Here is a 26,583-nt window from a genome sequence, read left to right as displayed (position 1 = left end):
CTCGGTTTCTGCACCGGACTGCGCTGGGGCGAACTCTCCCGGCCTGCACCGCCATCGCATCGACCAGCGCCGCTCGCGGCTGTTCGTGGTGGAGGGCAACACCAAGAGCGGGATCAAGGAATACCCCAAGAGTTCCAAGAGCCGCTGGGAGGTCCCGCTCCCACCTCACGTCCTGGAGGCTCTCGAACGCCACATCCACCGGCTTGACCGGGACGCCGTGGTGTTCACCACAGGGAGTCTCGCTCTACGAGGTCCAGCACTTCCTCGGCCACGAGAGCTTCCAGACCACCCAGCGCTACGCGGCCGTCGGTTACGGCGTTCGGCGCCGTCCGTGCGCGGCCGTCGCCGCATCCGCTCCGGACGTGCCGTGGGCCGGCCGGAGCATTTGGCCGGCCGCGAGTGCGCGGTACGAGGGACTGGTGGTCAGCAGTTCCTCGTGGGAGCCGGAGGCGACGGTGCGGCCTTCCTCCAGCACGATGATGCGGTCGGCATGCCGGACGGTGGAGAGACGGTGCGCGATCACCAGGAGGGCGCATTCCTGGGCGGCTTCCTTCATGAGCGTGGTGAGCGCGGTCTCGTTGATGGCGTCGAGGTGGGAGGTCGGTTCGTCGAGGAGGAGGAGTGCGGGCCGGGCGAGGAGGGCGCGGGCCAGGGCGACCCGTTGCCTTTCGCCGGCCGACAGGGTGTTGCCGCGTTCGCCGAGTACGCCGGACAGGCCGCCGGGCAGTCGTCGGACCACCCCGTCGAGCCGGGCGAGTTCGACGACCCGCAGGACCTCGGCATCACCGGCGTCGGGTGCCGCGTAGGTGATGTTGTCCCGGAGCGAGCCGTGGACGACATGGGTGTTCTGGTCGACGACGGCGATGCGTGCCCGGCATGCTCCGCGGCTCAGCTCGGCTGCGGGACGACCGTCGAACAGCAGCGTTCCGGAGTCCGGTTCGTAGAACCTCGCCACCAGCGCGAAGATCGTGCTCTTGCCCGCGCCCGACCGTCCGACGAGGGCGACCTGCCCGTGGTGCGGGACGGTGAACGAGACACCGTTGAGCACCGGCCGGTCCGGGACGTACCCGAATCGGACGTCGTGCAGGGCCAGGGCCGGCGCCTCGCCCCTCCCTGCCCGCTCAACCCGCCGGGGCGCCACATGGACGACGCACCCGCCCGGCCCGGTCCGCTCCACGGCCTCCACGGACTCCGCGGGCTCAACGGCCTCCACGGCCTCAACGGCCTCCGCATGCTTCGCGGGCTCCACGACCTCCTCCGGCTCCGCCGGCAGCGCCAGTGCCTGCGCGATCCGCTGGTACGCGCCCATGCCGCGCTGCATCAGCCCGACCGCCCGGAAAACCGACGACAACGGCAGCACCAGGTAGGAGGCGTACAGCAGAAAGGCGACCAGATCGCCGAGGGAGTTGGCGTGTCCGTTGACCCGCAGCCCGCCGATGACCAGAACGAGCAGGAAGGAGCCCTGGACGGCGAGTTCGACGGCGGGGCTCATCACCGAGGCGAGTTTCGCGGTCCGTACGCCGGCGTCGTACGCCGCGTCGACCCGCTCGCCGATGCGCGTCGCCTCGCGCTCCTCGGCGCGGTGCACCCGGACCATCGGCAAAGCGCCGAGCGCGCGTTCCAGTTCGGCGGCGAGGGCGCCGACGGAGCCCTGCATGTGTGCGGAGGCGGCCCGGATGCCTTTGAGGAGGGAGGCCACGACCACGGCGGCGGTGGCCACGGTCAGGGCGACCAGAAGCAGCAGCAGCGGGTCGATCCACGCCATCAGGACGACCGCCCCGGCGGCGGCCAGGGCGCCGGTCACCAGGTCGACCAGCGCCTGGGACACGACGTCCCTGAGCAGGGTGGTGTCCGTGGACACACGGGAGATCAGGTCGCCGGTACGGTGCCGGTGGTACTGGTTCATCTCCAGCCGCAGCAGGCGCGCGATGAGGCCGTGGCGCAGTCCCCGTACGACGCCTTCACCCATGCGTTCCAGGACGAAGCGCCCCACCGCGCCGGTCGCCGCCTCGGTGACGAACAGCGTGGCCAGGAGCGCGAGCAGCGGCCAGAAGGTCCGCCCGTGTCCGCTGGCGTCGACGATGTTCCTGGCAAGGAGTGGCTGGGCCAGTCCGAGGGCGGAGCCGGCCAGGGTGAGCACGGTGGCGACGACGACGGAGGCCCGGTGCCCGGCGGTGAGCCGGTACATGGTGGCGACCGCACCCCATGTCGAACGGTCCGGTGTCTTCGTGGTGGCCGCGGTCATCGGGTGGGCCGGCTGACCGGTGCCACGGCGATGAGCCGGGTGAAGTAGTCGTCCGGCACCCCTTCGTCCACCGGGCGGGCATCGACCTCGATCCAGGCGTGCGCCGTGAAGGGAGGTACGACCCGCACCCCGGTGCACCAGGTCGGCCAGCTGCCGCGCAGCCGGCACAGCAGCGCGGCCCCCAGGGAGCGGGGCAGGCAGCCGCGCGGCCCGGCGCAGCGCAGGCTGACCGCGCACATCGCGTCCCGGGCAGCCTTGGCCTGGCCGGCAGAGGCGGGTGCGGCTCCTCGTCGTACGAGGCCGAGTACGGCACGGATGCGGTGCGGGGGCAGGAAGGACAGTACGACGGCGGGGAGGAGGACGAGTCGGGCGGCCAGCCGCCGGGCGAGGGGGACTCCGGTGGGCCGTTCCAGTGCACTCGGTGTCGTCATGCGGCCAGCCCCGACGCGCGCAGCTCCTCGACCAGGGTCGCTACGTCCTGCTCGGCGCGCGTGCGGTCGATGGCGAACTCGGCGAGGAGCGCGTCGGCCGCCGCTGTTTCGTCGCCGCCCGCCAGCAGGGTGGTGACGATCAGGCCCGCGGTGGGGTTCAACTCCCAGTACTGTCCGCTGCGTTCGTCCAGCAGGACCGTGCCGTAGTCGGTCGCGGCCGTGGAGATCTTGTCACCGAACCGCAATGCCATATGCGTGCCTTTCGTATGGGGACGTATAGGGGCGTATGGGGGCGTGCAGCGAAGTGCCTGGGGGAAGCGCCTAGGGGGCGGTGCGGGCCCTGTCCCGCGCTGGGCGGGAGAGGCTGCGCAGCCACACTTCGCCGGCGATGGTCGAGTAGAGGATCGCGTCGCGCAGCCCGGGGGTGGCGGGCCGCTGGGCCAGCCGGCGCAGGGCCTCGCCGTCCACCAGGCCGAGCCGTTCCAGCCGTGAGTCCTCCCAGAGCGCCAGCAGGTCACCGCGGTGCTCGCGCAGCCCGTTGGACGCGTCCATGGACGCCGCGGCCTTGTTGGTACGCCCCAGACAAGACTCCGGCACGATGCCGCGCATGGCCGTGGTGAGAAGAGGCTTGTACCGCCAGGGCGTCACGCGCTCGCTCGGGCGGACCGCCAGGCATGCCTCGATCACCCGGTCGTCGAAGAACGGCGACGCCATCGGCACCCCGGCCCTGGCCGCCATCCGGTCCCACTGCCGGATGATGCGCGTACAGGAGCGGATCTGCTCCAGGTCGGTGTGCAGGCCCCGGTCCGGATGCAGCGGTACGGCGTTCGCGGCCGCAACACGAAGCGCCCGCCCGGCCAGCCGTTCGGCCTCGGGGGTGACCCAGTCGAACAGCCGCGGTGCCATGCCCCAGCCCAGACCGCTGCTGACGGACGCGGGCAGCGGACCGCGCAGGTCGCGGGCGGCGTCCGCCAGCCATGTCCCGTACGGCCGGGAGTCGGCCAGCGCCCGGGCCATACCGCCGAGCGGCCACTGCCACAGCGCCCGGAACCCACGAAGCTGCCGCACGGCGAACAACGGGCGCCTGCGCAGCAGGCGGTGGTAATACGCCTCGGAGCACCACGCCACATGGTCACCACCGATACCGGTCAGATGCAGCCGGCTGCCTCGCCGGGCCAGGCCCGGCAGGTGGTGCAGCACCCGTGAGCGGTCCATGACGCCGATGGTCGGCTCGTCCAGCAGGTCGTCGATGCCGAGGAGGTCGTCGTAGACCAGTGGTGAATCGTCGGCGTTCCACACCACATGCTCGACCTGCGGCAGGCACCCGGCGGCCTGCGAGGCCCAGTACAGGTCGGTGTCCGCGGGATCGCGCCCCGGCCAGGTACTGGCCACCACCTTGGCGGGCGACCGAGCGGCCAGGAAGGTGATGGAGGTGGAGTCCAGCCCGCCGGACAGATCGCAACTGACCACGCCGCCCTGCCGCGTACGGGCATCGACGGCTCCGGTGAGTGCGTCCCGGACGAGGGGGGCGCCGTCGGCGAGCGACCGGGTCGGCTCCGGGGGTGTCCACCAGCGCGAGTGCCGTACGGACCGCCCGTCCGCCGCGACGATCAGCGCGTCCTGCGGGGGCACGGCGGTGACCTCCCGCCACAGCGGTGCTTCGAGCAACGGGTGGGGAACCGGCCACAGCAGCCTGACCGCGACTTGTTCCTCGTCCGGTTCGGCGCCCAGCGCGTCGGCCAGCACATCGGCGCTGGTGGCCGCCACCCGCACACCGTCGACGAGCGCGTGGAACACCAGCCGCAGACCGGACGCGGTGCCCTGCGCCCGGAGCTGCCCGTCACGTGCGGCCACAAGATGGAAGCTGCCGGGCAGGCTGCGTGCCCAGGCGTCGAGTTCGGAGAGATCCCTCAACCGGCCGATCCGGCGCTCCAGTTCGGCGGAGTCGACCGGACAGCAGCCGACGAGGGCGAGGGCGTCCGTGCCGACGCGAGCGGTCACGATGTCCTCGTCGTGCCAGTGGCCCACCAGCCAGGGACGGCCGGAGGCGTACGTCAGGGTGCGGGTTTGCGGGCGGGCGAAGCAGCGGGCCACGGCGGCCGCGTCCGCACGGTCGGGAAAGACCGCGAAGTGCGCGTCGCCGGGGCCCCTGCCCGCACCTGGGTGCGTTTCAGTCATGGCTTCGGATCAGCGAGCCGTCGACCGTCAGTTCTTGCTCAGGACCAGCCGGTCGTTCCCGGAGCTGTTCAGGAGCCCGGTCTTCTTCCGGAACGAACCCAGTCGGACGAGCGTCGGCGCTTCGTAAGCCTTCTTCATTGCCGTCTCCTTCGATGCGGATTACGCCGCCACTCCCCAGCCCGGCCACGAGCCGGCCGTCCGGCTCATGAACAGCTGCGCCCGGATTCATCGGCAACCCGGAACAGGAGCTGCGGCGCGCCACCGAAGCTAGTTGCAGCCCCGCAGCCCCTCGCAACAGAAGAACCACAAATAGGGTTGTATGAATTGGCGTGCGACTCGTGCTCGAAATGGCTCGATAGATGCGCACCACTGAATCGGCAACCGCAGGGCCTGCGTTCCGGCGCCGTTCAGAAAAAACCTTTGGGCCTGTGCAGAGTTGGCCGTCGTCTTACCCGGCGCACGGGGGCGCAGGAACCCGGAGTGGTCGCAGCCGGGTAGCGCCCGGCCTCGCTCCCTGCACAACCAGTCCGCTGCCTTTCACGCCGGGCGACGACGGATCGGCTTCATCGGTGAGACGCAAGGCGATGACGAGGGACCTGCTCCCTCAGGGGCGTCCGGCTCCACGTCGGCGCATTCGACGTACGAACGCGGGATGTTGTGCGTCTTGGAAGGCCGGGAGAGGGGCGGCCCCCATGCGGTCGGCGGCTGTTGCTGATCAGGTGTTGCGCTTGATGGTCTTGCGGATCCAGGCCGCGTAGGCGGGCACGTTGCTGTAGAGGCCTGGGCCGGCGGAGCACGCGACGCCCGGGGTTCCGGGGCCCGAGGTGGCTCCGATCAGTTCCCAACGCCCGTGCCGGCCCTTCTGGAGCTGCGGTCCGCCGGAGTCCCCGAAGCACGCCATGGCCTTGGGCACGCGGCTGGTCGTGCACAAACGGGTCCGGTCCGCGTAGTCGGGGGCGCACTCGGCGTCGGCGCTCCTGCGCGTGTTGAGCTGCTGCAACCGCTCCGCGAACCTCAGCTCGGTGTCGACGGTGGTGCCGAAACCCAGGATCAGGGTCGGGGTGCCCGGCTGCCCGGCCCGCTCCGCGATACGGACGGGCTTCTGGGCGACCGGGCGGTCGAGGCGGACCAGTGCGATGTCAGCCTTGTTCGCGGCCTTTCCGTCGCCGTTCACATAGCCGGGGTGGACGACGGTCCGCTCGATGGCCCGGACGGTGCCTCCGGACTTCCGGTGCCTGCTGCCGATCCGGACGATGCCGTCCAGCTCAAGCCCATCGCCCTGCACACAGTGGGCCGCCGTCAGCACCCACTGCGGATCGATCAGCGACGCCCCGCAAGTACCGTCGTAAAGCCCCTGATCCGGGGCCGACTCCGGGATCGTCGCCATGAACGGGTAGCGCTCGGTGGAATCGGTCCCGTTGACGATCGCTGCGGCGCTGCCGGTCAGCAGGGTGGCGCACGCCGCGATGGCGAGAGCGCCGACGGCAGTGGTGCGCGCCGCGCGGCGACGCACCGACTTCACACTGGACACGGAGAGTTCCTTCTGTTGGAGAACCGGATGTGTTCAGTCTGCGTGTCCAAGATCCACCGGACCATCCGGGCAGCAGGCCCGAACACGGTCCAGGCAGCGGCCCATGCACGGTAGGGATAGCCCCCTAATGGGGACTTGGCTTCCTGCCGAGCTCTCACGGCCGCCGCACGCTGCTGGTGAGGACCACAACAGGCGGGCCCGGGCCCACCCCGCCTACAACTGCCGGGGCTGAGGCCCTCGATGGCCTGCGCGAGCTCCAGCGCGCGATCGGCGCCTGCTTCGCGGGCGCGGACCGAGCAGTGCTGGACGGCGGCCTCGCCACGGCCCGGGCCGCCTTCGCACTCGCCCTCGCCACGGCCTGGACCGCTCTCGTCCTCGCTCTCGCCCCCATCGACGATTCCCACCGCGCCGCGCTGCTCGCACGCCGGCCGACCGGCATCCGGGAACCACCACGAACTGAGCGACTGACGACTGAGCGCGACACGGCACCAGCCAGCCCCTCAGACGGCTTGCCGACGTACGGCGCCCTGGCGATCTGCTGAATCGTGGTGGTCGGTGGAACTCATCCGCCGCGGACTCGCCCACCCCGGACGAGTCCGGCGCCCCGAACGGCCTCAACCGGTCACGATCAACGCGATCCCGTACGCCGCGACCGCGAGGCAGGAGGCGAAGCAGAGAACGGCTGTGGCCTTGGCCGCCTTCTGGTGCCGGGCTCTGGAGGTGTGGGAGGCGGGCTCCCCGTGGCCGGCGCGGGCCCATGCGGCCAGGCCGAGGGAGAACATCACGACCACCACGGCGGTGATTCCGAGGCTGACGGCGAAGACCCCGGCGAGTGTGCCCCAGTTGATGTCCATCCCGTGCTCCCCTTCCTGGACGGCGGCCCGGCCGGTCGGGGCGGCTCAGGCGGCCGGCTTGACGGTGGGGGCCGGTTCGGGTGCCGGCACCTCGTTGACGTTCTCCGGGCTCACCGGGTGGCGGCGCGAGAGCACGTAGAAGGCCGCCGCGGCGGCGATGGCGACGACCGCCACCAGGGCCACCCCCAGGTCGCCTTGATCGGCCACCCATGCCGCCACGCCTCCCACGGCGGCCGCGGCCGGCAGTGTCAGCAGCCAGGACACCGCGATCCGCCCGGCGACTCCCCAGCGCACATGTGCCAGCTTGCGGCCCAGCCCCGCGCCGAGGATGCTGCCGGTGCACACCTGAGTGGTCGACAGCGCGAACCCCATGTGCGACGAGGCGAGGATCACCGCGGTGGCGCTGGTCTCGGCAGCGAAGCCCTGGGGGGCCTGGATGTCGGTGAGCTGTTTGCCCATGGTCCGGATGATCCGCCAGCCGCCCGCGTAGGTGCCCAGCGAGATCGCCAGGCCCGCGCTCAGCACCACCCACCAGGGCGGCCCCGCGCCATGGCTGAGTACCCCGGTCGAGATGAGCGCGAGGGTGATGACGCCCATCGTCTTCTGGGCGTCGTTGGTGCCGTGGGCCAGTGCCACCAGGGACGCCGACCCGACCTGACCCGCGCGAAAGCCCTTTCCGACGGCGCGGCGCGAGGTCCTCCGGGTGATCACGTAGGCGAGGTAGGTGGCGAGCAGCGCCACCACACAGGCCACCACCGGCGAGGCCACCGCCGGGATCACGATCTTCTCGATGATCGCGCCGAAGCGCACCGCGGAGCCCCCGGCCCCCACCCACACCGCGCCGATCAGCCCGCCGAACAGGGCGTGGGACGAGCTGGACGGCAACCCGAGGAGCCAGGTGACCAGGTTCCACAGGATCGCCCCGATCAGCCCGGCGAAGATCATCACCAGGGAGACCTCGCTGTTCTCGACGATGCCACCCGAGATCGTCTTGGCCACTTCCGTGGAGAGGAAGGCTCCGGCCAGATTGAGCACCCCGGCGACGGCAACGGCGACCCGGGGGCTCAGCGCCCCGGTGGCGATGGAGGTGGCCATCGAGTTGGCGGTGTCGTGGAATCCGTTGGTGAAGTCGAAGGCAAGGGCCGTGAGGATCACGGCCACGAGCAGGAACGAGACAGCGTCCATCCCGGACCTCCGAGTCGAGGGCGGTCCGGCCGCACGGGCCCCCGGATCATGTACCAACCGCCGTCCTCTCCCACGCTAAGTGCCGCTCCGGACCGCCGCCAACGCGACGGCGGGGCCGGTCGGTGGCGGCGCTCGGCCAGGTCAGCGCCATGGCGTAGGTGGGGGAGAGCCGCCTATCCCAGACGGTCGGCCCAGTCCGCCGGGACGCGACCCGCGGGGCCGGGGGTCGGCTGGTCGGCCGGGTGGCTCTCCGGGGGAGCCAGGGGCGGGCCCGAGGCATACACGTCCGAGGTGTCGTAGTCGTAGAACCAGGTCTCGCCCGGTTCGAAGCTGCGGATCACCGGGTGCCCGGTGTCCCGGGCATGGGCCGTCGCATGCTTGGCGGGTGAGTCGTCGCAGCAACCGACGTGGCCGCACTGTGCGCAGCGCCGGAGATGGAACCACCAGCCGCCACCGGCATCACACTCGGCGCATCCGGTTCCGCTGGGTGGGACCGAGGGGTCGATTCCGTGCGGGGAAATCATGACGCCTCCTGTGGGGAAAGGGGGGTTGGTGGGGCCGGCGGCAGGCGTACCCGGAAGCGGGTGTCCCCGGGGGCGGAATCGAACCGCGGTCCCCCTGGTGTTTGTTGGCGGTGATGCGCCACGAGATGTCCAGGCCGGGACGCGTGCCCTCGCCCACCGGCTTGACGACGGTGATGTGGGGGCCGATCTTCGCGGAGAACCATCAGCAGCGTGCTGTCCAGCAGTTCATGGACGTCGGTGACCTGGTGGGGCGCCCGATGGAGTGGCGCGTACTGCTTGGCGGCCGTGACAAGTACCGAACGGGGCGCCACGCAGCTTCAGTTCACGCAGTGCGGCAAGCGCGGACTCGCCGGACTCCGCGCGGACGAGGCGGTACAACTCGCCGTCACGACGCCGCAGATCGCGGGTGACAGCCCGCGTCACGCCCGGGTCGATTTGCGTCGGGATGCCCAGGTCGACGGGGAGCACGCGGGGCAGCACCAGGGCCGCGGCGCGATGAGGAGCCACGGCTCCCATGTTACGACCGTAACTTTCTTGCCAGTGCGTTCCAGGCAGGGGGGCGTGGGGACGGGCGCGGTGCTGCCCCCGTGGCGGGTCGAACAATTCGCCATCCAGGGAGTGCGTGGTGCTCGTGGCGCCCGCCTCACCGGCGGGCGTGGCCGCGGCAGGCGCTGGTCGAGGACTTCGCGGACCGGGTCGGTGCGATCAACGTTCCCGTACTACTGGTGCCGGCCGGGAGCGACGACACGGCGGACCCGCCGCAGATCCTGCGCGAAGACCTGCTTCCCCTGATCCCCACCGCCACCCTCGCCGAGTTCGGCGGCACCGGCCACCTGGCCGCTGGAGGTGCCCGACCACTGGAGGTGCCCGACCACTGGAGGTGCCCGACCACATCGCCTCCTGCATCAGCGCATTCATCGCCCGCTTGTAGGCGATCCCGTGCGGCGATGACTCACTGATTGCGTCTCCTTGCTGAACGTGTTCATCCGTGACTTCGCCATCCGTGACCCCGTCCTACCTGAGGGTGAAATGCGTTCGTCCGCCGACAATGCGTAATTCCGCCCCAACTGTGATGGGCCCTACAGCGGCCCGGCGGCGCCTGTGCGCATGCTGTGCGGGCGACGAGCGAGAGAGCGAGAGCGCCGATGCCCATCCCCCGCCGATCCATGGCCTTGTCCGCCGGTCTGCTGGCCGTCACCACGATGGTGGTGACGGTCTGCGGTGCCGGTGGCGCCGCAGCATCCCGGCCCGGCGACGCCAAGGGCGGGAACACGTCCGTTCCGGTGCTGCCCGCGCGCTTCACCCAGCAGAAGGTCCAGTGGACGGCCTGTGGCACGGATGTCACCCCCAAGGCCGTGCCCGGCGCGCAGTGCGGCTGGGTGAAGGTGCCGGTCGACTACGCCGCCCCGGACGGGAAGACCGTCACACTGCGGGTGTCGCGGGTGCAGGCCAAGGATCACAGTCGTCGGCTGGGGTCGCTGTTCTTCAACCCCGGGGGACCCGGAGCCGGCGGTGCGGCCGACGTGGCGAACGGAAACTGGCAGGCGGGGGAACGGGCCCGGGCCCGTTACGACCTGGTCGGCTTCGACCCACGAGGCATAGCCGGGTCCGGGCAGATCAAGTGCCCCGACGGTGTGGCCGAGGAACCCGAGGACCCGCCGCGTACCGCATCGCAGGCCGAGAAGGTGTTCGCCGACGCGACCCGGCGTGCCCGTGCCTGCCAAAAGGCGAGCGGCGCCGTTCTCGCGCACATGGACAGCGTCAGCGTCGCGCGCGACCTGGATGTGCTGCGTACGGTCCTGGGCGACGCCAAGCTGAATTACACGGGTGTCTCCTATGGCACCTTCATCGGCCAGCAGTACATGAAGCTGTTCCCCGGCAAGGTGGGCCGGATGGTGCTCGACGGCGTCGTCAATCCGGCCGCCGACCTGCGGCAGGTCGCCCGGCTCGACGTCAAGACCTCCGATGACGCGGTGCGCCGGTACGCCCACGACCTCGTCGCGCGCGGGGACGACCGGCTGGGAGCCACCACCGGGGAGATCCTGCGGAGGCTCACCACGTTCGCCAGGGAACTGGACCGGAAGCCGCTGCACGGGGCCGGCGGCGAGGAATTCACCGACGCCGACTTGTCCATGTACCTGGGAATGGCCGTGTCAGGCGAAGTGAGCTGGAAGCGGTTGACCACGGCGCTGGTGGCCGCCCTGCGCGGGGACGTGACCGCCTTCGATCGTCTGGACGCCGAGGCATCCGGCGAGGGCGGTGACGAGGAGTCGACGCCGCAGGAGGAGCAGACCGAGGAAAACGAGTCCATGAGTATGTCGGCGGTGCTGTGCCTGGACTCCCCGTCCGCGCCGAAGACCCCGGAGAAGATGCTCGCCACCGCCGACGCGTTCGCCAAGCAGTCGCCGCTCTTCGGCCGTTCCTACGCCTGGCAGATGATCGACTGTGCGACGTGGCCGGTCGCCCCCACCGGTGCGGCCGAGCCGGTCAGGGCAACCGGCGCGGCACCGGTACTGCTGGTGTCGTACACCGATGATCAGCTCACTCCACTCGCGAACGCACGGGCGGTGCACCGGCAGTTGGACCAGAGCTCGCTCCTCGTGCGCAAGGGCGAGGGGCATGCGGCGTACGCCTCGGAGCCCCCCTCCACGTGCACCGACCGTGCCGTCGACAGATATCTGGTCGGGGGAGAGCTGCCGGGCGAGATCGCCCACTGCGCCGGCTGAGACGGGCGCCGGTCGCCCCCGGCGGTGGCGTGGGACGAAAACGTCAGGCCCGGGCACCGTCCGAAGGGCCCTGTTCCCGCTCGTCAGAAACAGGCGGGACAGCGTCCAGCAGCCTGTCGGAATACTGCTCGATGATGCGTTCCACCGCGAACGTCGGCCGGCAGGAGCGGGCTTGGTCGAGAGTGAGCCAGACGGGCGCCTCACCCTCCTCATTCACGGTCAGCTCCCCCTGGGCTCCCGCTTCCCGGTCCTCATCGACCTCCAGCAGAAAAGCATGCCAACGATGCGCGTCGGAACCCCTTCTGCACACATCTCCCCTCAAATACTCGTCCGCAACGAGCCGGAGATCCCCGTGCGCGCCCCGGATTCCTACTTCCTCCCACAGCTCCCGCGCGGCCGCGCGCTGTGGTTCCTCCCCGCGCTCGACATGGCCCGCCGGCACGGTCAGACGGTAAGGAAAGGCGGTCCGCTGGAAGAAGAGGAACTTCGCTCGACGGTCGCGTACGAACACCCCGGCGCTCTCGTGCCAGTACTCGCCGTCCGCATCGGTCCACCAGGAGATACGGGGATCGATGACGACGGCTCTCTCCGCCTCGCGCCCGCACGAAGCACAGGTGCAGCGTTTTCTTCCGTCCACGACGATCCAAGTGACCGCCTCGGCGTGGCAGTGCAGGCAGTATTCGCGATAGGTGTTGTCCCGCGACAGCGGGAAGTCGAATTTCACCCTGTGCCCCTTCCTGGGCGAAGGACTGCCATCAGCTGGTACGGCAGTCGGGCAGGCCACACTTCCGTGCTCGGTCAGGGGCGCGTGCGGTGCGGCTTGCTGACGTCCGCCGCCTTCGCCAAGGGTTCCGCACCGTTCCGCCTCTCTCCGCCACCCGGCGCGTCGGGCGACCGGGACACGTCGGCCGCCGAACCGGTCGCGGACGTGCGCGCAGCCGTCAGCAGCAGGACCGCGCCCAACCCGCCGAAGGCCAGGGTCAGGGCAGCAACGGTGCCCCACCCCGCGGCAGCGATGACCAGCCCGAAGACCGGTGGTCCCAGCAGAATCCCCACACTGCCGAGCTGGTTGAGGATGCCATTGGCGACATCGACATCCTCCGCACGGCTCACCGAGGCGGGAACGGCAGCGAAGACCGCGGAGATCAGCAGTCCGTCGACGACAAGGACAAGCGTGGCCGCTCCGCCGCTGACCGCGAGGGGGAATTCGGCCGAGAAGGCGGGGAGGCAGGCGACCGGCATCACCGCGCCCAGGGGCACCAGTGAGGAGAGGGCCGCGCCGCGCCGCAGCAGCCAACTGGCGGCGAGCCCACCGACCGCGCTCCCCAGACAGACGACCGCCACCACGGCACCGGTAACCGCCGCCGTAGCCTGCCGCTCCTCAAGGAGAAACGCTGGCAGCACCATCACCACGGCGACACCGACCAGCGACAGGCTGCCGTACGCCACACCGAGCCGCAACGCCCCGTTCCAGTAACCGGCTTCGCGGTGCGCACACCGGACCGCCGCCCTCGGGAGCCGAGGCAGGACGGCCGTGAGCACTCCGGCCATGATCAGCGGACCGAGTGCGGTGAGGGCCAGCCATTGGTTCCATGTCCACACGGATTCCAGGGCGCCGCCCGTGACCGCGGCGAGGGCGAGCCCCGTCGGAACGCACGTGCCCCACAACGCGAGTGCTGCCGACCGGACGCCGCCCTGAGTGAGGCGGGTGAGCACGACCGGACCCGCCACGAACACCAGCAGATAGCCGACCCCTTCAGCGATACGTGCCCCCAGCAGCAGCCCCCAGGAGCCGGCGGCCGCGCTGCCGACGGTGGCCACCGACATGACAAAAAGGCCCCAGGAAAGGGCCCGTTGGGCACCGAAGCGGCGGACCCACCATCCCGCCGGGATGCCGAGGGCGGCGCTCACCGCCGTGATACTTGAGGTGGCCCATGCGACCGCACCGTCCGACAGGCCGAGCGACGTACGCAGGGCGGACCCCACCGGTGCGACGGCACCCAGACCGACTGCCGCCAGCACGCCGGCGAACCAGGTCGCCAGCGCGTACTTCCAGGGCGACGTCGACGCGCGGCGCTGACCGCGCCTCTTCCTGTCGCGCACGGATTCTCCTTGTGCCGGCCGGCGCGTGGTCCCGCGCGGTCGGCCGTCGAGGGACGGGCTGACCAAGGCCGCGTGGCGGGAGGGATCACTGAGTACACCTCCCGCCACGCGAGTCCGCATCAGTCGTCCAGGCCGAATCTGGCCATCAACTCCTGATCGCCTGCCACATAAGAGGTGTCGGTGGTGACGGTCTGGTCGGACGGACCACGACTGCACATGCAGAGGTGGCGACTGCTGGAGGTGACGCGCACGGCTTGTGCGCCGCCGGAGGACATGATCTCGTCAGCGATGTCCTTGACGAGATACTCCTGAATCTGGAAGCGGCGGCTGAACGCCTGTACCAGACGCGGGAATTTGCCGAGTCCGAGGATGCGGTCACCGGGCACGTAGGAGATGTTGACCTTCCCGAAAAACGGCAGGAAGTGGTGGGCGCAGATCGAGAAGAAGTTGTTCTCCTGGATACGCACCACGCCGGTGTGCTCGCCGTTCACCAGGCAGGTGGTTTTGAGGATCTTCGAGGTGTCGATCTCATAGCCACTCAGCAGCTCGCGATAGGCTCGGACGATACGGTCCTCGCACTCCGGTCCGCTGTACCACCCGAGTGCCCTCGTGTCGGTGGTTACATTCGTTTTGAGCCATTCCTCTATGGTCATCTGCGACCTCCATTCCTGCTCACACCAAGGGCTCCGAACCCGGTGGAGGTCTTTCACTATCCACCCATGCGTGTTCGTTGAGAACATACCTCCATTGGCCCACACCCGATGAGACCAATATGCAGGTGATGTGCCAATAGCCAAGTAGTTAAATCCGCACGGAGAATAAACGTTTCTCTTAGGCTTGAACCGAACGGACGGCGGGAATGCGGCGCCCGAAATGGAAAGGCAAAAATACCCTTCCGGGCGCCGGTGCACACCCGCTCACTTTTCGCCTTGTGGGGTGTGGAGGTGATTGCGCCCCACCGCACAACTCCTTTACCGCTTCGAGGAAGAGGACGAGGGCGAGGGGGGCTTTCGTCCGGCCTTGGCGAGGCGCTGAAGCTGCCCGGGGCGTACTGGAATGTGGCTGTTGAGGTAAGCGCTGCCCGGGATGGCGACCCCGAGCGTGGCTCCCCACTGCTGGAGGACGTTCAGCGGTCCGGCAGCCGACCCGGTGTTTTGCTGGATTTAGGAAGTCGCCGCCGTCTGACGGTGCTCACCGGCCTGCGGCGTCAGGCGTGTTCCCGTTCCTTCGTCTCCTCGGTGGCGGCGGCCCGGGTGCGACGGCGGCCGAGCAAGGTGCATCCCATAGTCACCAGGCCGATGGCTATGACCTTGGAGACCCCGTAGTAGGCGGACGCCGGCTCATCCGGGGTGCCGGGCAGCCGGAAGAAGACCCATGCCACCGCGAGGCCCCCGAAGGCGATCAGTGCGACAGCCCCCACGTCCCGAGGTCCGCCCGCCAGGGCCCCGGGAGGTAACCCCGCTCGTCGGTCTGCTCAACGTCCTTGTCGGCCATGGTCTGTTCTCCTGCACATGTCGTGGCAGGACGCGGGGGGAAGACGTGGGCCCGGCGCGGAAGGTTCACCGCGCCACACGTTCCCTGCTGGAGCCGACAGCCTGTCAGCCGGCGAAATCCCGCTCGCCTTACGGCAGTTCACCAACGGGTGTCGTCTGCACCGGGCCTCGTGCTGCTTCTCCGGGTACGAGACCACCGGGCTGAGGGGCTGTCCCGTCATCCCTGGCGGGCGTACGACGGCAGCTACCAGGCGTTCGAACTGATGCTGCCCGGCTCCTCCGGCAGGCGTCTGCCGCGTGGCATCTCCGCATCCGTTCCGCGATCGTATGCAGCATGAATTCCGACGAATCCGAGATGCGTGAAGCGGTCCGGGAGCTGGCCGCGGCATTAGAGACGATGCTCAACCTGATCAAAGCTGACGCGCTTCCCACCACGCCCGAGGCGCACAGGCTCATGAGGGAGGTGATGGTCTTCCTCGACGCGTCGACCGGCCGGATCGCCGACTCCGGCAGGCTTGGTGAGATCCTCCCCCTGGCCGGCACACTCAACAGGCTGGTCATCTCGGCACGGGAGCAGATCCTCGACGACGCCGTCGCCGCGTCGCGGATGCCTGACCATCCGGGCATGTGAAGGCTCCACGGCGAACCCGGGGCCGAGCGAGCCGAGTTCGGGGCGCCTCTCGCCCGGGCCGGCATTCCAGCCGGGGTCCGCACATCCCGCGTCGAGAGGGGATGTGCGGACCCGGGTGAGAGGGGGGAGCTGCCGAGCCGATAGCCACCCGGCTGCGTGCAGGCCTGCCGGATGACGGCTCAGTGAGGCGGGTGGTACCGGCCGGAAGGCCCGCGTCCTACCGTCGCCCCGCACCCGGGGCGACGGTAGGACCCATACGGGAAGTTCGCCGCGATCAGACCGCAGGCGCCGGGTAGGTCGGGTACTCCACACCGGAGACGTGCTGGACGACGCGGATGACCTGGCAGGAGTAGCCGAACTCGTTGTCGTACCAGAGGTAGAGGATGGCGTTGTCGCCCTCGACCTTGGTGGGGCCGGCGTCGACGATCGAGGCGTGGCGGGAGCCGATGAAGTCGCTGGAGACCGCGTCGGGGGCCGTGGTGAAGTCGATCTGGCGCTTGAGCGGGGAGGTGAGCGAGACATCGCGGAGGTAGTCGAGGACCTCCGAGCGGGTGGTCTCGCGGCCCAGCTGAAGGCTGAGGATCGCGATCGAGACGTCCGGCACCGGGACGCGGATCGAGCTGCCGGTGATCGTCGCATCGAGGTCGGGCAGTGCCTTGGCGACGGCGGAGGCGGCACCGGTCTCGGTGATCACCATGTTGAGCGGCGCCGAGCGGCCGCGGCGGTCGGAGTTGTGGTAATTGTCCAGCAGGTTCTGGTCGTTGGTGAACGAGTGGATGGTCTCCACGTGGCCGCGCAGGACGCCGTACTCGTCCGCCATCGCCTTCAGCGGCGGGACGATCGCGTTGGTGGTGCAGGACGCGCAGGACAGGATCTGCTCGTCGGGCTTGATCATGTCGTGGTTGACGCCGTGGACGACGTTGGGGACGTCGCCCTTGCCCGGGGCGGTCAGGACGACCTTGGCGATGCCGGGGCGGAGGTGCTTCGACAGGCCCGCGCGGTCCCGCCACTTGCCGGTGTTGTCGATGAGGATGGCGTTGTTGATGCCGTACGCCGTGTAGTCCACCGACGTGGGGTCGTCGGAGTAGATCATCTTGATCTCGTTGCCGTTGGCGATGATCTTGCTGTTCGCCTCGTCAACGGTGATCGTGCCCTGGAACTGCCCGTGGATGGAGTCACGGCGCAGCAGCGAGGCGCGCTTGACGATGTCCTGGTCGCCGCCGCCGCGGACGACGATGGCGCGCAGCCGCAGGCCGTTGCCGGAGCCGGCCTTCTCGATGAGCAGACGGGCGACGAGGCGGCCGATGCGGCCGAAGCCGTAGAGCACGACGTCGCGCGGCTCGCGGCGCTCGATCTTGTTGTCACCCGTGGCGCCGGCGACGGCCTCGGCGGTGAACTCCTCCACCGACAGGCCGCGGTCGTCGGTCCGGTACGTCTCGGCGAGCAAGGCGATGTCGATCTGGGACGGGCCGAGATCGAGCGAGGTGAGAGCCTGGAGGAAGGGCATCGTCTCGGTGACCGAGAGCTCCGTACCGGCGATCTGCCGGGCGAAACGGTGGGTCTTGAGGATGCTGACCACCGACTTGTTCACCAGGGAGCGGCTGTGAAGCAGGACCGTGACGTCCCGCTCCCGGTGCAGCTTCCCGATGATCGGGATCATCGACTCCGCGATCTCCTCGCGGTTCTTCCAGTTGGTGAACGAGTCGTCATTGACAGCAGTCACAGGCTTATCTTTCGAGCTAGGCGGTGCTCATATGCTAGCGCCCCCATATTTTGATCGTTCAGACGGTCCTGCTGTGCGTGGGATGCCGCGGCGGGCGCCACGGTCATGCCGACGTAAGGGAGGGGTGACGGTGCGGAGTGAAGAGCTGGGGCAAATCGGGGCAAATGCTCCCAAGGGGTCGTCTTCGTTGCCTGCCTCTCCGGGGTCGAAGGGGCGGGGATGCGTCGTGGGCCGACGAGGGTGTGACATCGGCTACCCGTCGGAGGAGCGCCCCCGGCTGTGTAGCGGTGCCGCTCGGTGAGGGGGTGCGGGGTGCGGAGCGGATGCGCCTGCGCGTCGGCAGGCTCGCTGGTCCCGCAGGGCTGACAGGCGTCGGCGAGTAGTAGGGGAGTAGCCGCTACGGCCTGAGGTCCGAGTCGGTGAGCTCGGTGGTGCGTCGGGTCCGCCATTGATGTGGTGGCCGGGAGGAATTCCTGCCCGTCGGGGTCGGTGCATTGTGACGTCGTTCACCGGAGCTCTTGGGCCCGGCTCTGCTGCGGACGGTTGGTGGTGAGGTCAGGGGCCGTGCCGGAGGTTTGGCGCCGGGTTGTGGAGGGTGTTGCGTGAACTCCGGGGTCCGGGGGAAGCAGTCAAAGAATCTTCTCGTCGAAGTAGCCTTTTGCGTGGCCCTCGCAGGGGGCGGTGGGTGAGCTCCAGGCGTTGTGGTCGATCGGGCGTGAGGTGAGAGGTGTGACGGGCACGCAGCAGACCCCGGTGAACAAAGCGGCGGACGCGCGGGACCGCGTTCATGAGCTGCTGCACGCGCACCGCCCGCCGGTCGATGAACTCTCCTCGATCGACGCCCTGCTGGTCACCTCGGAATTGGTCACCAATGCCCAGCGTCATGGTGGTGGAGTCGCCGGATTCTCTGCCCGGATCGCGGGCGGTCTGCTGGAAGTGACCGTCACCGATCGCAGTACTCGTCATCCCGCCACGGCCATCGGACGGGAAAAGTATGGGGTCGGTGGATATGGGTGGCCGATGATCCAGAAACTCACGTCCTGTGTGGTGATTGTCCCCACGGGCGACGGCAAGGCCATTACGGTGACCGTCCCGCTCCGGTTTGACGGCGTGGCCGACTGAGGGTGCCGCAGGTGCGGCAGGCGTTTCGTGGGGCATGCGCCGTTGCCGGAAGGCTTTCGGCAGGCGTTCCCGTCGGCCCCGATGTCGGTCCACACGTTGAGGTGGTGGCCGTTGAGGGGGAGGCGGCGGGGTGGCGACCTCGTCGTAAGTCGCGCTTTCCGTAGCCCCGTCGGCTCAGTGTTCACCCGCTGTGGCGCCCGCGCGGGGGCCTGAGAGTATTGCCGTCCTGCCGTGCGAGAAAGAAGTGCCCCGGCCGGTAATGCCTGCCCGGAGGATGGGTGAGGGTGGCGGCGTCGCTGCGACGGCTCGGGAGCATTGGGGTGGAATGGTGTGATGCAGGGAGTACCTGTAAGAGCAGCCGAGGCGCGCAACTTTGTGCACGACCTGCTGCACAAGATAGGCAGCCCGGTCGATGACCTGGCCCTGGTCGATGCCCTCCTGGTGACCACGGAGCTGGTCACCAATGCCCAACGGCATGGGGGCGGGCTCACCGGGTTCACCGCGCGGGTCGTCGAGGGGTGTTTGGAAGTGGCGGTCGAGGACGGCAGCGCGCACTGCCCCACCGCCGCCTCCCCTCAAACCCCCGGTCGCGACCCTGGTGTCACGGGTGGCTACGGCTGGCCCCTGATACAACGGCTGGCGCGCAGCGTCGAGATCACCGCGACCGTGACCGGCAAGACGATTCGCGTGACCTTGCCCCTTTGATGCCGTCGGTACTGTTCCCGAGGGCGTGAGCCGTGGGCCACGTCAACCCCACCCACCGCGAACCGGCCGCCACTCCTCATCCGGCCTGCCCACTCCACCCCAACGCCCCGGCGATGATTGCCCTCCCCGGTCTCCGTGGGGGATGGTGACCGATGGGGAATGGTCCCTGCCGTTTTTGTGGGTGATGGGGTGCACTCAGTGAGCCTTGTGTGGTGAAGAGTTCCGACGTACCCGTGGTCACCGCGCCCGCGGCCGGTGTCGATGCCGGTGCAGCCTGGCGGTCCGCGCCCCACCCCGTACTCGTCATCAGCCCGTCCGGGCTCGTGCGTGCGGTCAATGACGCCGCCATGCTGCTCTTCCCGGCCGCCAGGGCGGGCGCACCGTGCGACGACGCCCTGGTCTCCTGGCTCGCCGACGCTCATCAGCGCTTCACTGACACCCCGCGGCCCGACGACGAGGCGGAGTGCGGGCCCGTCGGGGGCCGGAGCTTCGAGGCCCGTCCGAGTCGTGCGGAGAACGGCGACGTGGTGTGGTGGCTGGTCGATGACACCGCCCGCCGGTCGGCGGAGGAGGCCCTGCGTGCCGAGCGTGAGCGCACCGCGTTTCTCGTGCAGGCGTCGACGGAACTTCTCGCCTCCCTGAATGCCGACCGGTGCATGGACGTCACGGCCCGGCTCGCCACGCAGTATCTGGCGGACACCGCCGTCGTGATCGCCCCGCCCTCCGGCCGGTGGCTGGCGATGAGCTGCTGCGGCCCGGACGGGCGGGTGGTGCGTGACAAGGTTGTCGCCGATCCCACCTCCGTGCCGGGACTGGCCGAAGCGCTGAAGGGGTTTCCTCCCGTGCCCGCGCGCTGGATAGACCCGGCGGCCGTGCCGGACTGGGTGCGGCCGTCCGCGCTGGGGGACCTCGGCTCGGTGGCGGTCACCCCGCTCCCGGGGCACGGTGTGGCGGCCGGCGCGCTGATTCTCCTGAGACGTTCCGGTCACGCCGCGTTCGACGAGAGCGAAGAGACCGTCGCCCGGCTGTTCGCCGCCCGTGCCGGAGCGGCCATGTCCGCCGCGCGGCTCTACGCGGAACAGGCGGCCATCACCCGGACGCTGATGCGGGAGCTGTTGCCGCCCCGGCTCCAGCAGCTCAGCGGAGTGGAGTTGGCCGGCGGCTACCGGGCCTCGAACGACACCGACCGTGTGGGCGGCGACTTCTACGATGTGCACGCGGCGGCCGGGCCCGATGAGGAGTCGCTCGTCGTCCTGGGGGATGTGTGCGGCAAGGGGCTGGAGGCCGCGGTCCAGACCGGCAAGATCCGCAACACCCTGCACGCCCTGCTGCCGCTGGCCACCGATCATCAGCGGGTGCTGCGGTTGCTCAATGGTGCGCTGCTCGATTCCGACCACACCCGGTTCGCCACCCTGGTCCTGGCCTCGGTCGCGCGGCGGGGCGGCACCGTCCGGCTGCGGGTGACCAGTGCCGGACACCCCGCGCCGCTGATCGTCCGCGCCGACGGCCGGGTGGAGGAAGCCGCCACCCGCGGGTCCCTCGTAGGTGCGCTGCCGGAGGTGACCTCCACGACGGCCGCGCTCGATCTTGCGCCCGGGGAGTCCTGTCTGCTGTACACCGACGGGATCACCGAGGCGATGGGCGGGCCACTGGGCGAGGAGCTCTTCGGCGAGGCACGTCTGCGGTCCGCGCTGAGTGAGTGTGCGGGCCTGCCCGCCGAAGCGGTCGTGGAGCGGATCCGGATGCTCGCCGCCCAGTGGGTGGGGGCCGGCCGGCATGACGACATGGCCGTGGTCGCCATCACCGCGCCCCACCGTGCGCACATCAGCGCGGTGGACGGCCACACCCGGGGCAGGTACCCGGCATGAGAACTGTTACTTCTACGGGGGTGCGCCGATGACCGCTGACCGGCGGGAAGCAGGGGCGGGGGCCGGTCCGTCCCTCCGTGCTCGTTCGGGGGCCATGGGCGGACGGCTGCCGGGCAGGCGTGCGTCATGACCACTTCGCCTGTGGCGATGGCGGAGAGCCTGGCCGCCTACGTCGACCAACTGTGGGACGCCGTGGTGACGGTGGATGAGCACGCCGCCGTCCGTCGGGTGTTCGACGCGGTGGACGCCGGTGTCCCGCCGGAGGACGTGCTGCTCGACATCATCGCGCCCGTCCAGCACCGGGTCGGTGAACACTGGGCGGCGAACAAGATGACGGTGGCGCAGGAGCACGCCGCCACCGCCATCAACGACCGGGTCATCGCGGCCCTCGCACATCACCGGCCGCCCGCGGCCACAGCGGAACGGGGCCGCATCACGGTGGCCTGTGTCGACGGTGAGTGGCATGCGCTGCCCGCCCGCCTCCTCGCCGAGGTGCTGCGGCTGCGCGGCTGGCAGGTGGATTTCCTCGGCGCGCAGGTGCCCGCACCTCATCTGATCGCCCATCTGCACCAGACCGGACCGCAGGCCGTCGCGCTGTCGAGCTCGATCGCCACCCGGCTGCCCACCGCGCATGCGGCGATCACCGCCTGCCAGGCCGCGGGCGTCCCCTTCCTGGTGGGCGGCGCCGCGTTCGGTCCCGACGGCCGCTACGCCCGGCTCCTCGGTGCCGACGCCTGGGCGCCGGACGCCCGTACCGCCGCCGACTTCCTCTCCCGGGGCATGCCGGACACCAGGGCCCCCGCGCTCGGGCACCAGCCCGTCGACGATCTGCCGCACCTGTCCGACCAGGAGTACTCCCTGGTGGCACGCACGGCCCCGCAACTGGTCAAGGAGACCCTCGCGCAGCTGGAGGAACGCTTCCCGGCCCTGCGCCACTACTCCGACCGGCAGCGGCAGCACACCGCGGAAGACCTCGCGCACATCACCGACTTCCTCGCCACCGCGCTCTACACGGATGACGACGAACTGTTCACGGGTTTCCTCACCTGGACCGGTGCGATCCTCACCACGCGCGGAGTCCCCGCGCACTCCCTGGGCCCGGCCCTGGACGCACTCGCCGCCCAGCTGACGGACTTTCCGCGGGCACGGCGGATCATCGGCCACGCCCGCCGCGCCCTCGACACCGGCTCCGGCTCCGGCGCCGACACCGACGCCGGCCCTGATCCCGGCACCGACGCCGGCCCTGGCCCCGGATCCTCCGCATGACGTCGTACCCGCCCGACGAGCGCTGCCCCACCGTCACCACCCCGGACAGGTACACCGCCCACCTCCACCTCACCGGGGACCTGGACCACACCACCGCGGACGAGCTGCTCGCCCTCGCCCTCCGGCAGATGGCCGCGCAGCCCGACCTCCGTGCCCTCCACCTCAACTGCGCCCGGGTGCGGGCCTGCGACCCGATGGGGCTCTCCGTCCTGCTGGCCCTCCACCGCCGCACCGACGCTGCCGGAATCCACCTCCACCTGGACGATCGTTCCCCCGCCCTGGACCGCCTCCTGACGGTCACCGGCACCCTCGGTCCGCTCACTTCCCCGCCCGGACGGAGCGGCTCCACCACGGGCTGCTGACGCACGCCACCCCGGACGGTCACCCGCGCCGAGGGGCGACCGGCTCATGAACCTGCCTCGCCGGGGCATACGCGAGTTCAGCGGGTTCCCGACCGGGGGCGGGGCGGGCGCGCACGGGCTGCCGTCGGACGATGCGTAACTGCTGGTGGAGCGCGGGCCGGTGGGTACGGCGGCCCGAAGCGTACGGACGGCTCGGCCGGTGCGCACGAAGGGGCGGCGCTTCGGCACTCCGCTCGGCGCGCCCGTGCCGGCCCTGCCCGTGAGGGGCAGTCGATGAGAAACGAGCACACGGCAGAAGAGGCGACAGGGGGCGTGGCCTATGAATGACCGTCAAAGGACCTCGGGCGGTGAGGCGGGTGGCGGGGGATATCTGCCCATCGCCGAACACGGCCTGATCGGTGATCTGCGGACCGCGGCGCTGGTCGGGACCGATGGCCGGATCACCTGGTTCTGTGCCCCGCGGTTCGATTCGCCCAGCATTTTCGGGTCCCTGCTCGATGCCGGGGACGGCGGACACTGGCAGATCGGACCCGTCGAGGACATCGCCAAACACCAGCAGTACTACTTTCCCGACACCAACATCCTCATGACGCGGATGCTGACCGGGAACGGCATCGTCGAGATCCAGGATTTCATGCCGATACGGGCGGAGGGCGACCCCGATCACCGGCAACGGCTGGTGCGGCGGGTGGTCAGCGTACGGGGCAGTTCGCGTATCCGTACCGTCATCGCACCGCGGATGAATTACGGCCGGGATCCGCACAAGGTGGAGAGCCGGCCGCACGGTGTGCGTTTCACCAGTGACGCGCTGGAAATCTCGCTCCAGGCCAATGTGAGCCTCCGGGCCGAGGGCCAGGACGCCATCGGAGAATTCGACCTGGCGGAGGGCCGGTCCGCGCTGTTCGTGCTGGAGACCACCCGGCCCTCCCGCGCCGAACCCGCCGTCGACCTGGTCGATACCCGAGCCGCCGAGGAACTGTTCCGGTCCACCGTACGGTTCTGGCGCCGATGGCTGAGCCAGTCCACCTACACCGGCCGCTGGCGGGAAATGGTGCACCGTTCCGCGCTGACACTCAAACTCCTCACCCACGAACCCACCGGAGCCATCGTCGCCGCACCGACCCTCGGGCTTCCCGAACAGCTCGGCGGTGAACGGAACTGGGACTATCGCTATGTCTGGATCCGCGATGCGGCCTTCTCCCTCCACGCCCTGCTGCGGCTGGGCTTCACCCGCGAGGCGCAGGCCTTCATCAGCTGGCTGACCTCGTGTCTGCGCGGTGCGCGGAACGGTGAACACGGCCCGCTACAAGTGCTCTATTCCATCGACGGTGACGCCGAACTCCCCGAGCACGTCCTCGACCACTGGGCGGGCTACCGGGGATCCGCCCCGGTCCGGGTGGGAAACGGTGCCGCCGGCCAGCTCCAGCTCGACATCTACGGTGAACTCTTCGACTCCGTCTATCTGTTCAACAAGCACGGCGCCGGTATTTCACACGACAGCTGGATGGATCTGTGTGCCGTTCTCGACTGGCTCCTGGAGCACTGGGACAGCCCCGATGCGGGGATATGGGAGACCCGGGCCGGTCAACAGCGGCACACCTATTCACGGTTGATGTGTTGGGTAGCGGTGGAGCGCATGATCCGCATGGCCCGGCAGCGCGGTTTGCCGGGTGATCCGGTCCGCTGGATGTCGGAGCGCGACAAGATCTACCACCAGATCATGGAACAGGGCTGGAACGCGCAGGAACAGACCTTTGTCCAACGCCTCAGCGGCGAGGCGGGGCAGCCACCGGAATGCATTCTGGACGCCTCGCTCCTGGTGATGCCGATGGTCAAATTCCTCTCGCCGGACGATCCGCGATTCCGCTCTACCGTGCGGGCCATCGGCGAGAACCTCGTCACGGACAGCCTGGTCTTCCGCTACGACCCGAAAGTGTCCCCTGACGGCCTCGACGGAACGGAGGGGACCTTCTCGATCTGCTCGTTCTGGTGGGTCGAGGCGCTCGCCCGTACCGGGCAGATCGAAGAGGCCCGGGTGGCGCTGGAGAAGATGTTCACCTACGCCAATCACCTCGGTCTGTATGCGGAGCAGATAGGGCTGACGGGCGAACATCTGGGGAATTTCCCGCAGGCCTTCACCCATCTCGCGCTGATCAGCGCGGCCACGAGCCTGGACGACTTCATGGGCTGAGCCGAAACGCCACACTGCCGACGGAAGGGTCTCCGTTGCCGGCCCGATTGCGGGGCATACTGACCGGCGGTGCCGACTGGGCACACATTTCGGAGCGAAGCGCTGTCCACCCCAGGAGAACTGAAGGGCAGGAAGACCGTGGCTGACTTTCTCACCGACATCACCACCCTCCGCGAGCGCGCCCGCCGCGAGATGGAAAAGGGACCGGTCACCGAAGCGTACGGAGCCGATCTGGAGCGCGTTCTTCAGGTGCTGAACGAGGCGCTGGCCACGGAAATCGTGTGCACCCTGCGGTACAAGCGGCATTACTACACCGCTTCCGGTCTCTATTCGGAGCCGGTCGCCGCGGAGTTCCTGGAACATGCCGCGCAGGAGCAGCAACACGCGGACAAGGTGGCGCAGCGCATCGTGCAGCTCGGCGGCCGGCCCGACTTCAACCCGGAAACCCTGACGCAGCGGGCGCACGCCGGTTACGACGCCAGCGACGACCTGGTGGAAATGATCAAGGAAGACCTGGTCGCCGAACGCGTGGCCATCGCCTCCTACACGGAAATCGCGAAGTGGCTCGGTGACGGCGACCCGACCACCCGCCGCGTATTCGAGGATCTGCTGGCGCAGGAGGAAGAGCACGCCGACGATCTGCGGGGGCTGCTGGAACGCATGCCGCAGGACAGGAAGACCGACTGACGCGCGCCGTTCCCGGCGTGATTGGCCTGATCACGGCGGTCGGCGGCGGTCGGCGGTGGTGCGTCCCGCCGGCCCGCGACGGCGGGGTGCGTCCCCACCGGGGGTCGCTCGCCCGGAGCGGGCGAGCCGGGCGCGGGCCCTCAGGAGCCCAGCGCGCCGAGCATGTCGTCGGCCAGCGTGAAGTATCCGGCGGTGCCGGTGACATCGAAGAGCCGGCGGACGACCTCGTGGAACGGGCCGGCGACGATCAGCGTGCGCTGCTGCCGGTGGTGGGCCCGCTGGGCGGCGAGCAGGACATGCAGCACCGTGGAGTCGGCGAAGTCGGTGAGCGACAGATCGACGACGGTACGTGGAGCGCCGGAATCCTCCGCCAGCGCGCAGGCCTCTTCCAGGAGAGGGGCGCTGTCGTGATCGAGGGACCCGCTGACGCGGACGACAAAGACCTCGTCCTCGACAGCATGGGTCACCTCAGCCGGTGTATGAACGTACATGGCCGACAGCATGTCATGCTTTTCGCGCACAGGTTCTAGACAGTCTCTTGTTCGGCCGGCCCGAAGGCTGTCCCTCGTATGGTCCCCGTCGCAGGTCGGCGAAGTGCGTCCGGGCGCCGGCGCCCTGGTTCTCGTCCGGAGTGCGGCGCGACGGCGGTTGCTTTTCTCATGAATCATTCAGGATTTCGCGGACGGACCTCTCCGGTCCACCGGCTGCGCCACTCAGCGGGGTGATTGTTCCGCCGATACGCATAAGGGACCTGACGC

Annotated in this window: 26 protein-coding genes and 1 pseudogene; 10 read left to right on the top strand and 17 right to left on the bottom strand. The window is 69.6% G+C overall.

The window, feature by feature from the left end; all coding sequences use genetic code 11:
• Window positions 1-310: 310 nt before the first annotated feature.
• The 6 genes from TU31_RS28710 to TU31_RS28690 all read right to left on the bottom strand — a co-directional run bounded on the left by TU31_RS28710 (window position 311) and on the right by TU31_RS28690 (window position 6,385).
• Window positions 311-2,245 (bottom strand): ABC transporter ATP-binding protein, encoded by a 1,935-nt coding sequence (locus TU31_RS28710; RefSeq protein ID WP_042159726.1) that lies wholly within the window; start codon window positions 2,243-2,245, stop codon window positions 311-313.
• Entirely contained in the window at window positions 2,242-2,676 is a 435-nt protein-coding gene (locus tag TU31_RS28705; protein ID WP_042159724.1) for a lasso peptide biosynthesis B2 protein, read from the bottom strand. Before TU31_RS28705 ends, TU31_RS28710 begins: the two co-directional genes overlap by 4 nt.
• Window positions 2,673-2,927, bottom strand: coding sequence for a lasso peptide biosynthesis PqqD family chaperone (locus tag TU31_RS28700; RefSeq protein WP_042159722.1), 255 nt, complete (start codon window positions 2,925-2,927; stop codon window positions 2,673-2,675). Before TU31_RS28700 ends, TU31_RS28705 begins: the two co-directional genes overlap by 4 nt.
• A gap of 70 nt (window positions 2,928-2,997) precedes the next feature.
• Window positions 2,998-4,854, bottom strand: coding sequence for a lasso peptide isopeptide bond-forming cyclase (locus TU31_RS28695; protein WP_042159720.1), 1,857 nt, complete (start codon window positions 4,852-4,854; stop codon window positions 2,998-3,000).
• A gap of 27 nt (window positions 4,855-4,881) precedes the next feature.
• Window positions 4,882-4,992: a keywimysin-related RiPP gene (locus tag TU31_RS38195; RefSeq protein WP_107070770.1), complete on the bottom strand. Its 111-nt coding sequence runs from the start codon at window positions 4,990-4,992 to the stop codon at window positions 4,882-4,884.
• Window positions 4,993-5,569: 577 nt separating this feature from the next.
• Complete coding sequence (locus tag TU31_RS28690; RefSeq protein WP_042159718.1) at window positions 5,570-6,385, bottom strand: S1 family peptidase; 816 nt, start codon at window positions 6,383-6,385, stop codon at window positions 5,570-5,572.
• A 176-nt stretch (window positions 6,386-6,561) separates the two neighbouring features.
• Between TU31_RS28690 and TU31_RS28685 the strand changes: the two genes are divergently transcribed.
• The gene (locus TU31_RS28685) at window positions 6,562-6,927 is read left to right on the top strand and encodes a hypothetical protein (protein WP_158894768.1); all 366 of its coding nucleotides are present in this window, start codon (window positions 6,562-6,564) and stop codon (window positions 6,925-6,927) included.
• A 72-nt stretch (window positions 6,928-6,999) separates the two neighbouring features.
• Here TU31_RS28685 and TU31_RS28680 read toward each other — a convergent pair whose 3' ends face one another.
• The 5 genes and pseudogenes from TU31_RS28680 to TU31_RS38830 all read right to left on the bottom strand — a co-directional run bounded on the left by TU31_RS28680 (window position 7,000) and on the right by TU31_RS38830 (window position 9,823).
• Window positions 7,000-7,239: a hypothetical protein gene (locus tag TU31_RS28680; RefSeq protein ID WP_042159714.1), complete on the bottom strand. Its 240-nt coding sequence runs from the start codon at window positions 7,237-7,239 to the stop codon at window positions 7,000-7,002.
• A 45-nt stretch (window positions 7,240-7,284) separates the two neighbouring features.
• On the bottom strand, window positions 7,285-8,424 hold the full coding sequence (locus TU31_RS28675; protein ID WP_042159712.1) for an inorganic phosphate transporter: 1,140 nt from the start codon (window positions 8,422-8,424) through the stop codon (window positions 7,285-7,287).
• A 173-nt stretch (window positions 8,425-8,597) separates the two neighbouring features.
• The gene (locus TU31_RS28670) at window positions 8,598-8,948 is read right to left on the bottom strand and encodes a UBP-type zinc finger domain-containing protein (protein WP_042159710.1); all 351 of its coding nucleotides are present in this window, start codon (window positions 8,946-8,948) and stop codon (window positions 8,598-8,600) included.
• Window positions 8,945-9,247 (bottom strand): annotated as a pseudogene (locus TU31_RS39970) (ATP-binding protein); the annotation flags it as partial. The gene TU31_RS28670 and the pseudogene TU31_RS39970, both read right to left, overlap by 4 nt.
• A 420-nt stretch (window positions 9,248-9,667) precedes the next feature.
• Window positions 9,668-9,823, bottom strand: a complete 156-nt coding sequence (locus TU31_RS38830) for a hypothetical protein (RefSeq protein WP_158894762.1) — start codon at window positions 9,821-9,823, stop codon at window positions 9,668-9,670.
• Window positions 9,824-10,093: 270 nt separating this feature from the next.
• On the opposite strand from TU31_RS38830, the gene TU31_RS28665 reads away from it, so the two are divergent.
• Complete coding sequence (locus TU31_RS28665; RefSeq protein WP_078886036.1) at window positions 10,094-11,674, top strand: alpha/beta hydrolase; 1,581 nt, start codon at window positions 10,094-10,096, stop codon at window positions 11,672-11,674.
• Window positions 11,675-11,717: 43 nt separating this feature from the next.
• On the opposite strand, the gene TU31_RS28660 is transcribed toward TU31_RS28665, so the two are convergent.
• The 4 genes from TU31_RS28660 to TU31_RS28645 all read right to left on the bottom strand — a co-directional run bounded on the left by TU31_RS28660 (window position 11,718) and on the right by TU31_RS28645 (window position 15,197).
• Window positions 11,718-12,398 (bottom strand): NUDIX hydrolase, encoded by a 681-nt coding sequence (locus tag TU31_RS28660; protein ID WP_052719094.1) that lies wholly within the window; start codon window positions 12,396-12,398, stop codon window positions 11,718-11,720.
• Between the two features lie 74 nt (window positions 12,399-12,472).
• Window positions 12,473-13,777 (bottom strand): MFS transporter, encoded by a 1,305-nt coding sequence (locus tag TU31_RS28655; RefSeq protein WP_042159708.1) that lies wholly within the window; start codon window positions 13,775-13,777, stop codon window positions 12,473-12,475.
• A 119-nt stretch (window positions 13,778-13,896) separates the two neighbouring features.
• Window positions 13,897-14,430 (bottom strand): GTP cyclohydrolase I, encoded by a 534-nt coding sequence (folE, locus tag TU31_RS28650; protein ID WP_042159706.1) that lies wholly within the window; start codon window positions 14,428-14,430, stop codon window positions 13,897-13,899.
• Window positions 14,431-14,984: 554 nt separating this feature from the next.
• Window positions 14,985-15,197 (bottom strand): hypothetical protein, encoded by a 213-nt coding sequence (locus TU31_RS28645; protein ID WP_245698843.1) that lies wholly within the window; start codon window positions 15,195-15,197, stop codon window positions 14,985-14,987.
• A gap of 407 nt (window positions 15,198-15,604) precedes the next feature.
• Between TU31_RS28645 and TU31_RS28640 the strand changes: the two genes are divergently transcribed.
• A complete protein-coding gene (locus TU31_RS28640; protein ID WP_042159705.1) occupies window positions 15,605-15,901 on the top strand; it encodes a hypothetical protein in 297 nt (98 codons plus the stop codon).
• 274 nt (window positions 15,902-16,175) lie between these two features.
• Here the strand turns inward: TU31_RS28640 and TU31_RS28635 are convergent, their stop codons facing one another.
• Entirely contained in the window at window positions 16,176-17,624 is a 1,449-nt protein-coding gene (locus TU31_RS28635) for a glyceraldehyde-3-phosphate dehydrogenase (RefSeq protein WP_078886034.1), read from the bottom strand.
• Between the two features lie 729 nt (window positions 17,625-18,353).
• Between TU31_RS28635 and TU31_RS28630 the strand changes: the two genes are divergently transcribed.
• The 7 genes from TU31_RS28630 to TU31_RS28600 all read left to right on the top strand — a co-directional run bounded on the left by TU31_RS28630 (window position 18,354) and on the right by TU31_RS28600 (window position 25,825).
• The gene (locus TU31_RS28630) at window positions 18,354-18,746 is read left to right on the top strand and encodes an ATP-binding protein (protein ID WP_245698841.1); all 393 of its coding nucleotides are present in this window, start codon (window positions 18,354-18,356) and stop codon (window positions 18,744-18,746) included.
• Window positions 18,747-19,079: 333 nt separating this feature from the next.
• Complete coding sequence (locus TU31_RS28625) at window positions 19,080-19,451, top strand: ATP-binding protein (protein ID WP_042159703.1); 372 nt, start codon at window positions 19,080-19,082, stop codon at window positions 19,449-19,451.
• Between the two features lie 209 nt (window positions 19,452-19,660).
• Window positions 19,661-21,319 (top strand): PP2C family protein-serine/threonine phosphatase, encoded by a 1,659-nt coding sequence (locus TU31_RS28620; RefSeq protein WP_078886033.1) that lies wholly within the window; start codon window positions 19,661-19,663, stop codon window positions 21,317-21,319.
• A gap of 126 nt (window positions 21,320-21,445) precedes the next feature.
• Window positions 21,446-22,585, top strand: a complete 1,140-nt coding sequence (locus tag TU31_RS28615; protein WP_045867340.1) for a cobalamin B12-binding domain-containing protein — start codon at window positions 21,446-21,448, stop codon at window positions 22,583-22,585.
• Window positions 22,582-22,947 (top strand): STAS domain-containing protein, encoded by a 366-nt coding sequence (locus tag TU31_RS28610; RefSeq protein ID WP_042159701.1) that lies wholly within the window; start codon window positions 22,582-22,584, stop codon window positions 22,945-22,947. The genes TU31_RS28615 and TU31_RS28610 overlap by 4 nt, the downstream gene beginning before the upstream one ends.
• A 319-nt stretch (window positions 22,948-23,266) precedes the next feature.
• Entirely contained in the window at window positions 23,267-25,138 is a 1,872-nt protein-coding gene (locus tag TU31_RS28605; RefSeq protein WP_042159699.1) for a glycoside hydrolase family 15 protein, read from the top strand.
• Between the two features lie 138 nt (window positions 25,139-25,276).
• Window positions 25,277-25,825, top strand: a complete 549-nt coding sequence (locus TU31_RS28600; RefSeq protein ID WP_042159697.1) for a ferritin-like domain-containing protein — start codon at window positions 25,277-25,279, stop codon at window positions 25,823-25,825.
• A gap of 140 nt (window positions 25,826-25,965) precedes the next feature.
• Here the strand turns inward: TU31_RS28600 and TU31_RS28595 are convergent, their stop codons facing one another.
• Entirely contained in the window at window positions 25,966-26,292 is a 327-nt protein-coding gene (locus TU31_RS28595) for an STAS domain-containing protein (RefSeq protein WP_245698836.1), read from the bottom strand.
• Window positions 26,293-26,583 lie beyond the last annotated feature (291 nt).

The sequence above is a fragment of the Streptomyces lydicamycinicus genome, assembly GCF_000829715.2.
Classification (GTDB): domain Bacteria; phylum Actinomycetota; class Actinomycetes; order Streptomycetales; family Streptomycetaceae; genus Streptomyces; species Streptomyces lydicamycinicus.
Note: the sequence above shows the minus strand (reverse complement) of the source record. Positions and strands in the feature narration are given on the sequence as shown.

Coding starts and splice junctions, on each gene's coding strand:
- TU31_RS28675 (WP_042159712.1), bottom strand. CDS start 8,424: ATGGACGCTGTCTCGTTCCTGCTCGTGGCCGTGATCCTCACGGCCCTT.
- TU31_RS28665 (WP_078886036.1), top strand. CDS start 10,094: ATGCCCATCCCCCGCCGATCCATGGCCTTGTCCGCCGGTCTGCTGGCC.
- TU31_RS28610 (WP_042159701.1), top strand. CDS start 22,582: ATGACGTCGTACCCGCCCGACGAGCGCTGCCCCACCGTCACCACCCCG.
- TU31_RS28680 (WP_042159714.1), bottom strand. CDS start 7,239: ATGGACATCAACTGGGGCACACTCGCCGGGGTCTTCGCCGTCAGCCTC.
- TU31_RS28640 (WP_042159705.1), top strand. CDS start 15,605: ATGAATTCCGACGAATCCGAGATGCGTGAAGCGGTCCGGGAGCTGGCC.
- TU31_RS28615 (WP_045867340.1), top strand. CDS start 21,446: ATGACCACTTCGCCTGTGGCGATGGCGGAGAGCCTGGCCGCCTACGTC.
- TU31_RS28670 (WP_042159710.1), bottom strand. CDS start 8,948: ATGATTTCCCCGCACGGAATCGACCCCTCGGTCCCACCCAGCGGAACC.
- TU31_RS28605 (WP_042159699.1), top strand. CDS start 23,267: ATGAATGACCGTCAAAGGACCTCGGGCGGTGAGGCGGGTGGCGGGGGA.
- TU31_RS38195 (WP_107070770.1), bottom strand. CDS start 4,992: ATGAAGAAGGCTTACGAAGCGCCGACGCTCGTCCGACTGGGTTCGTTC.
- folE (WP_042159706.1), bottom strand. CDS start 14,430: ATGACCATAGAGGAATGGCTCAAAACGAATGTAACCACCGACACGAGG.
- TU31_RS28710 (WP_042159726.1), bottom strand. CDS start 2,245: ATGACCGCGGCCACCACGAAGACACCGGACCGTTCGACATGGGGTGCG.
- TU31_RS28705 (WP_042159724.1), bottom strand. CDS start 2,676: ATGACGACACCGAGTGCACTGGAACGGCCCACCGGAGTCCCCCTCGCC.
- TU31_RS28695 (WP_042159720.1), bottom strand. CDS start 4,854: ATGACTGAAACGCACCCAGGTGCGGGCAGGGGCCCCGGCGACGCGCAC.
- TU31_RS28700 (WP_042159722.1), bottom strand. CDS start 2,927: ATGGCATTGCGGTTCGGTGACAAGATCTCCACGGCCGCGACCGACTAC.
- TU31_RS28625 (WP_042159703.1), top strand. CDS start 19,080: ATGCAGGGAGTACCTGTAAGAGCAGCCGAGGCGCGCAACTTTGTGCAC.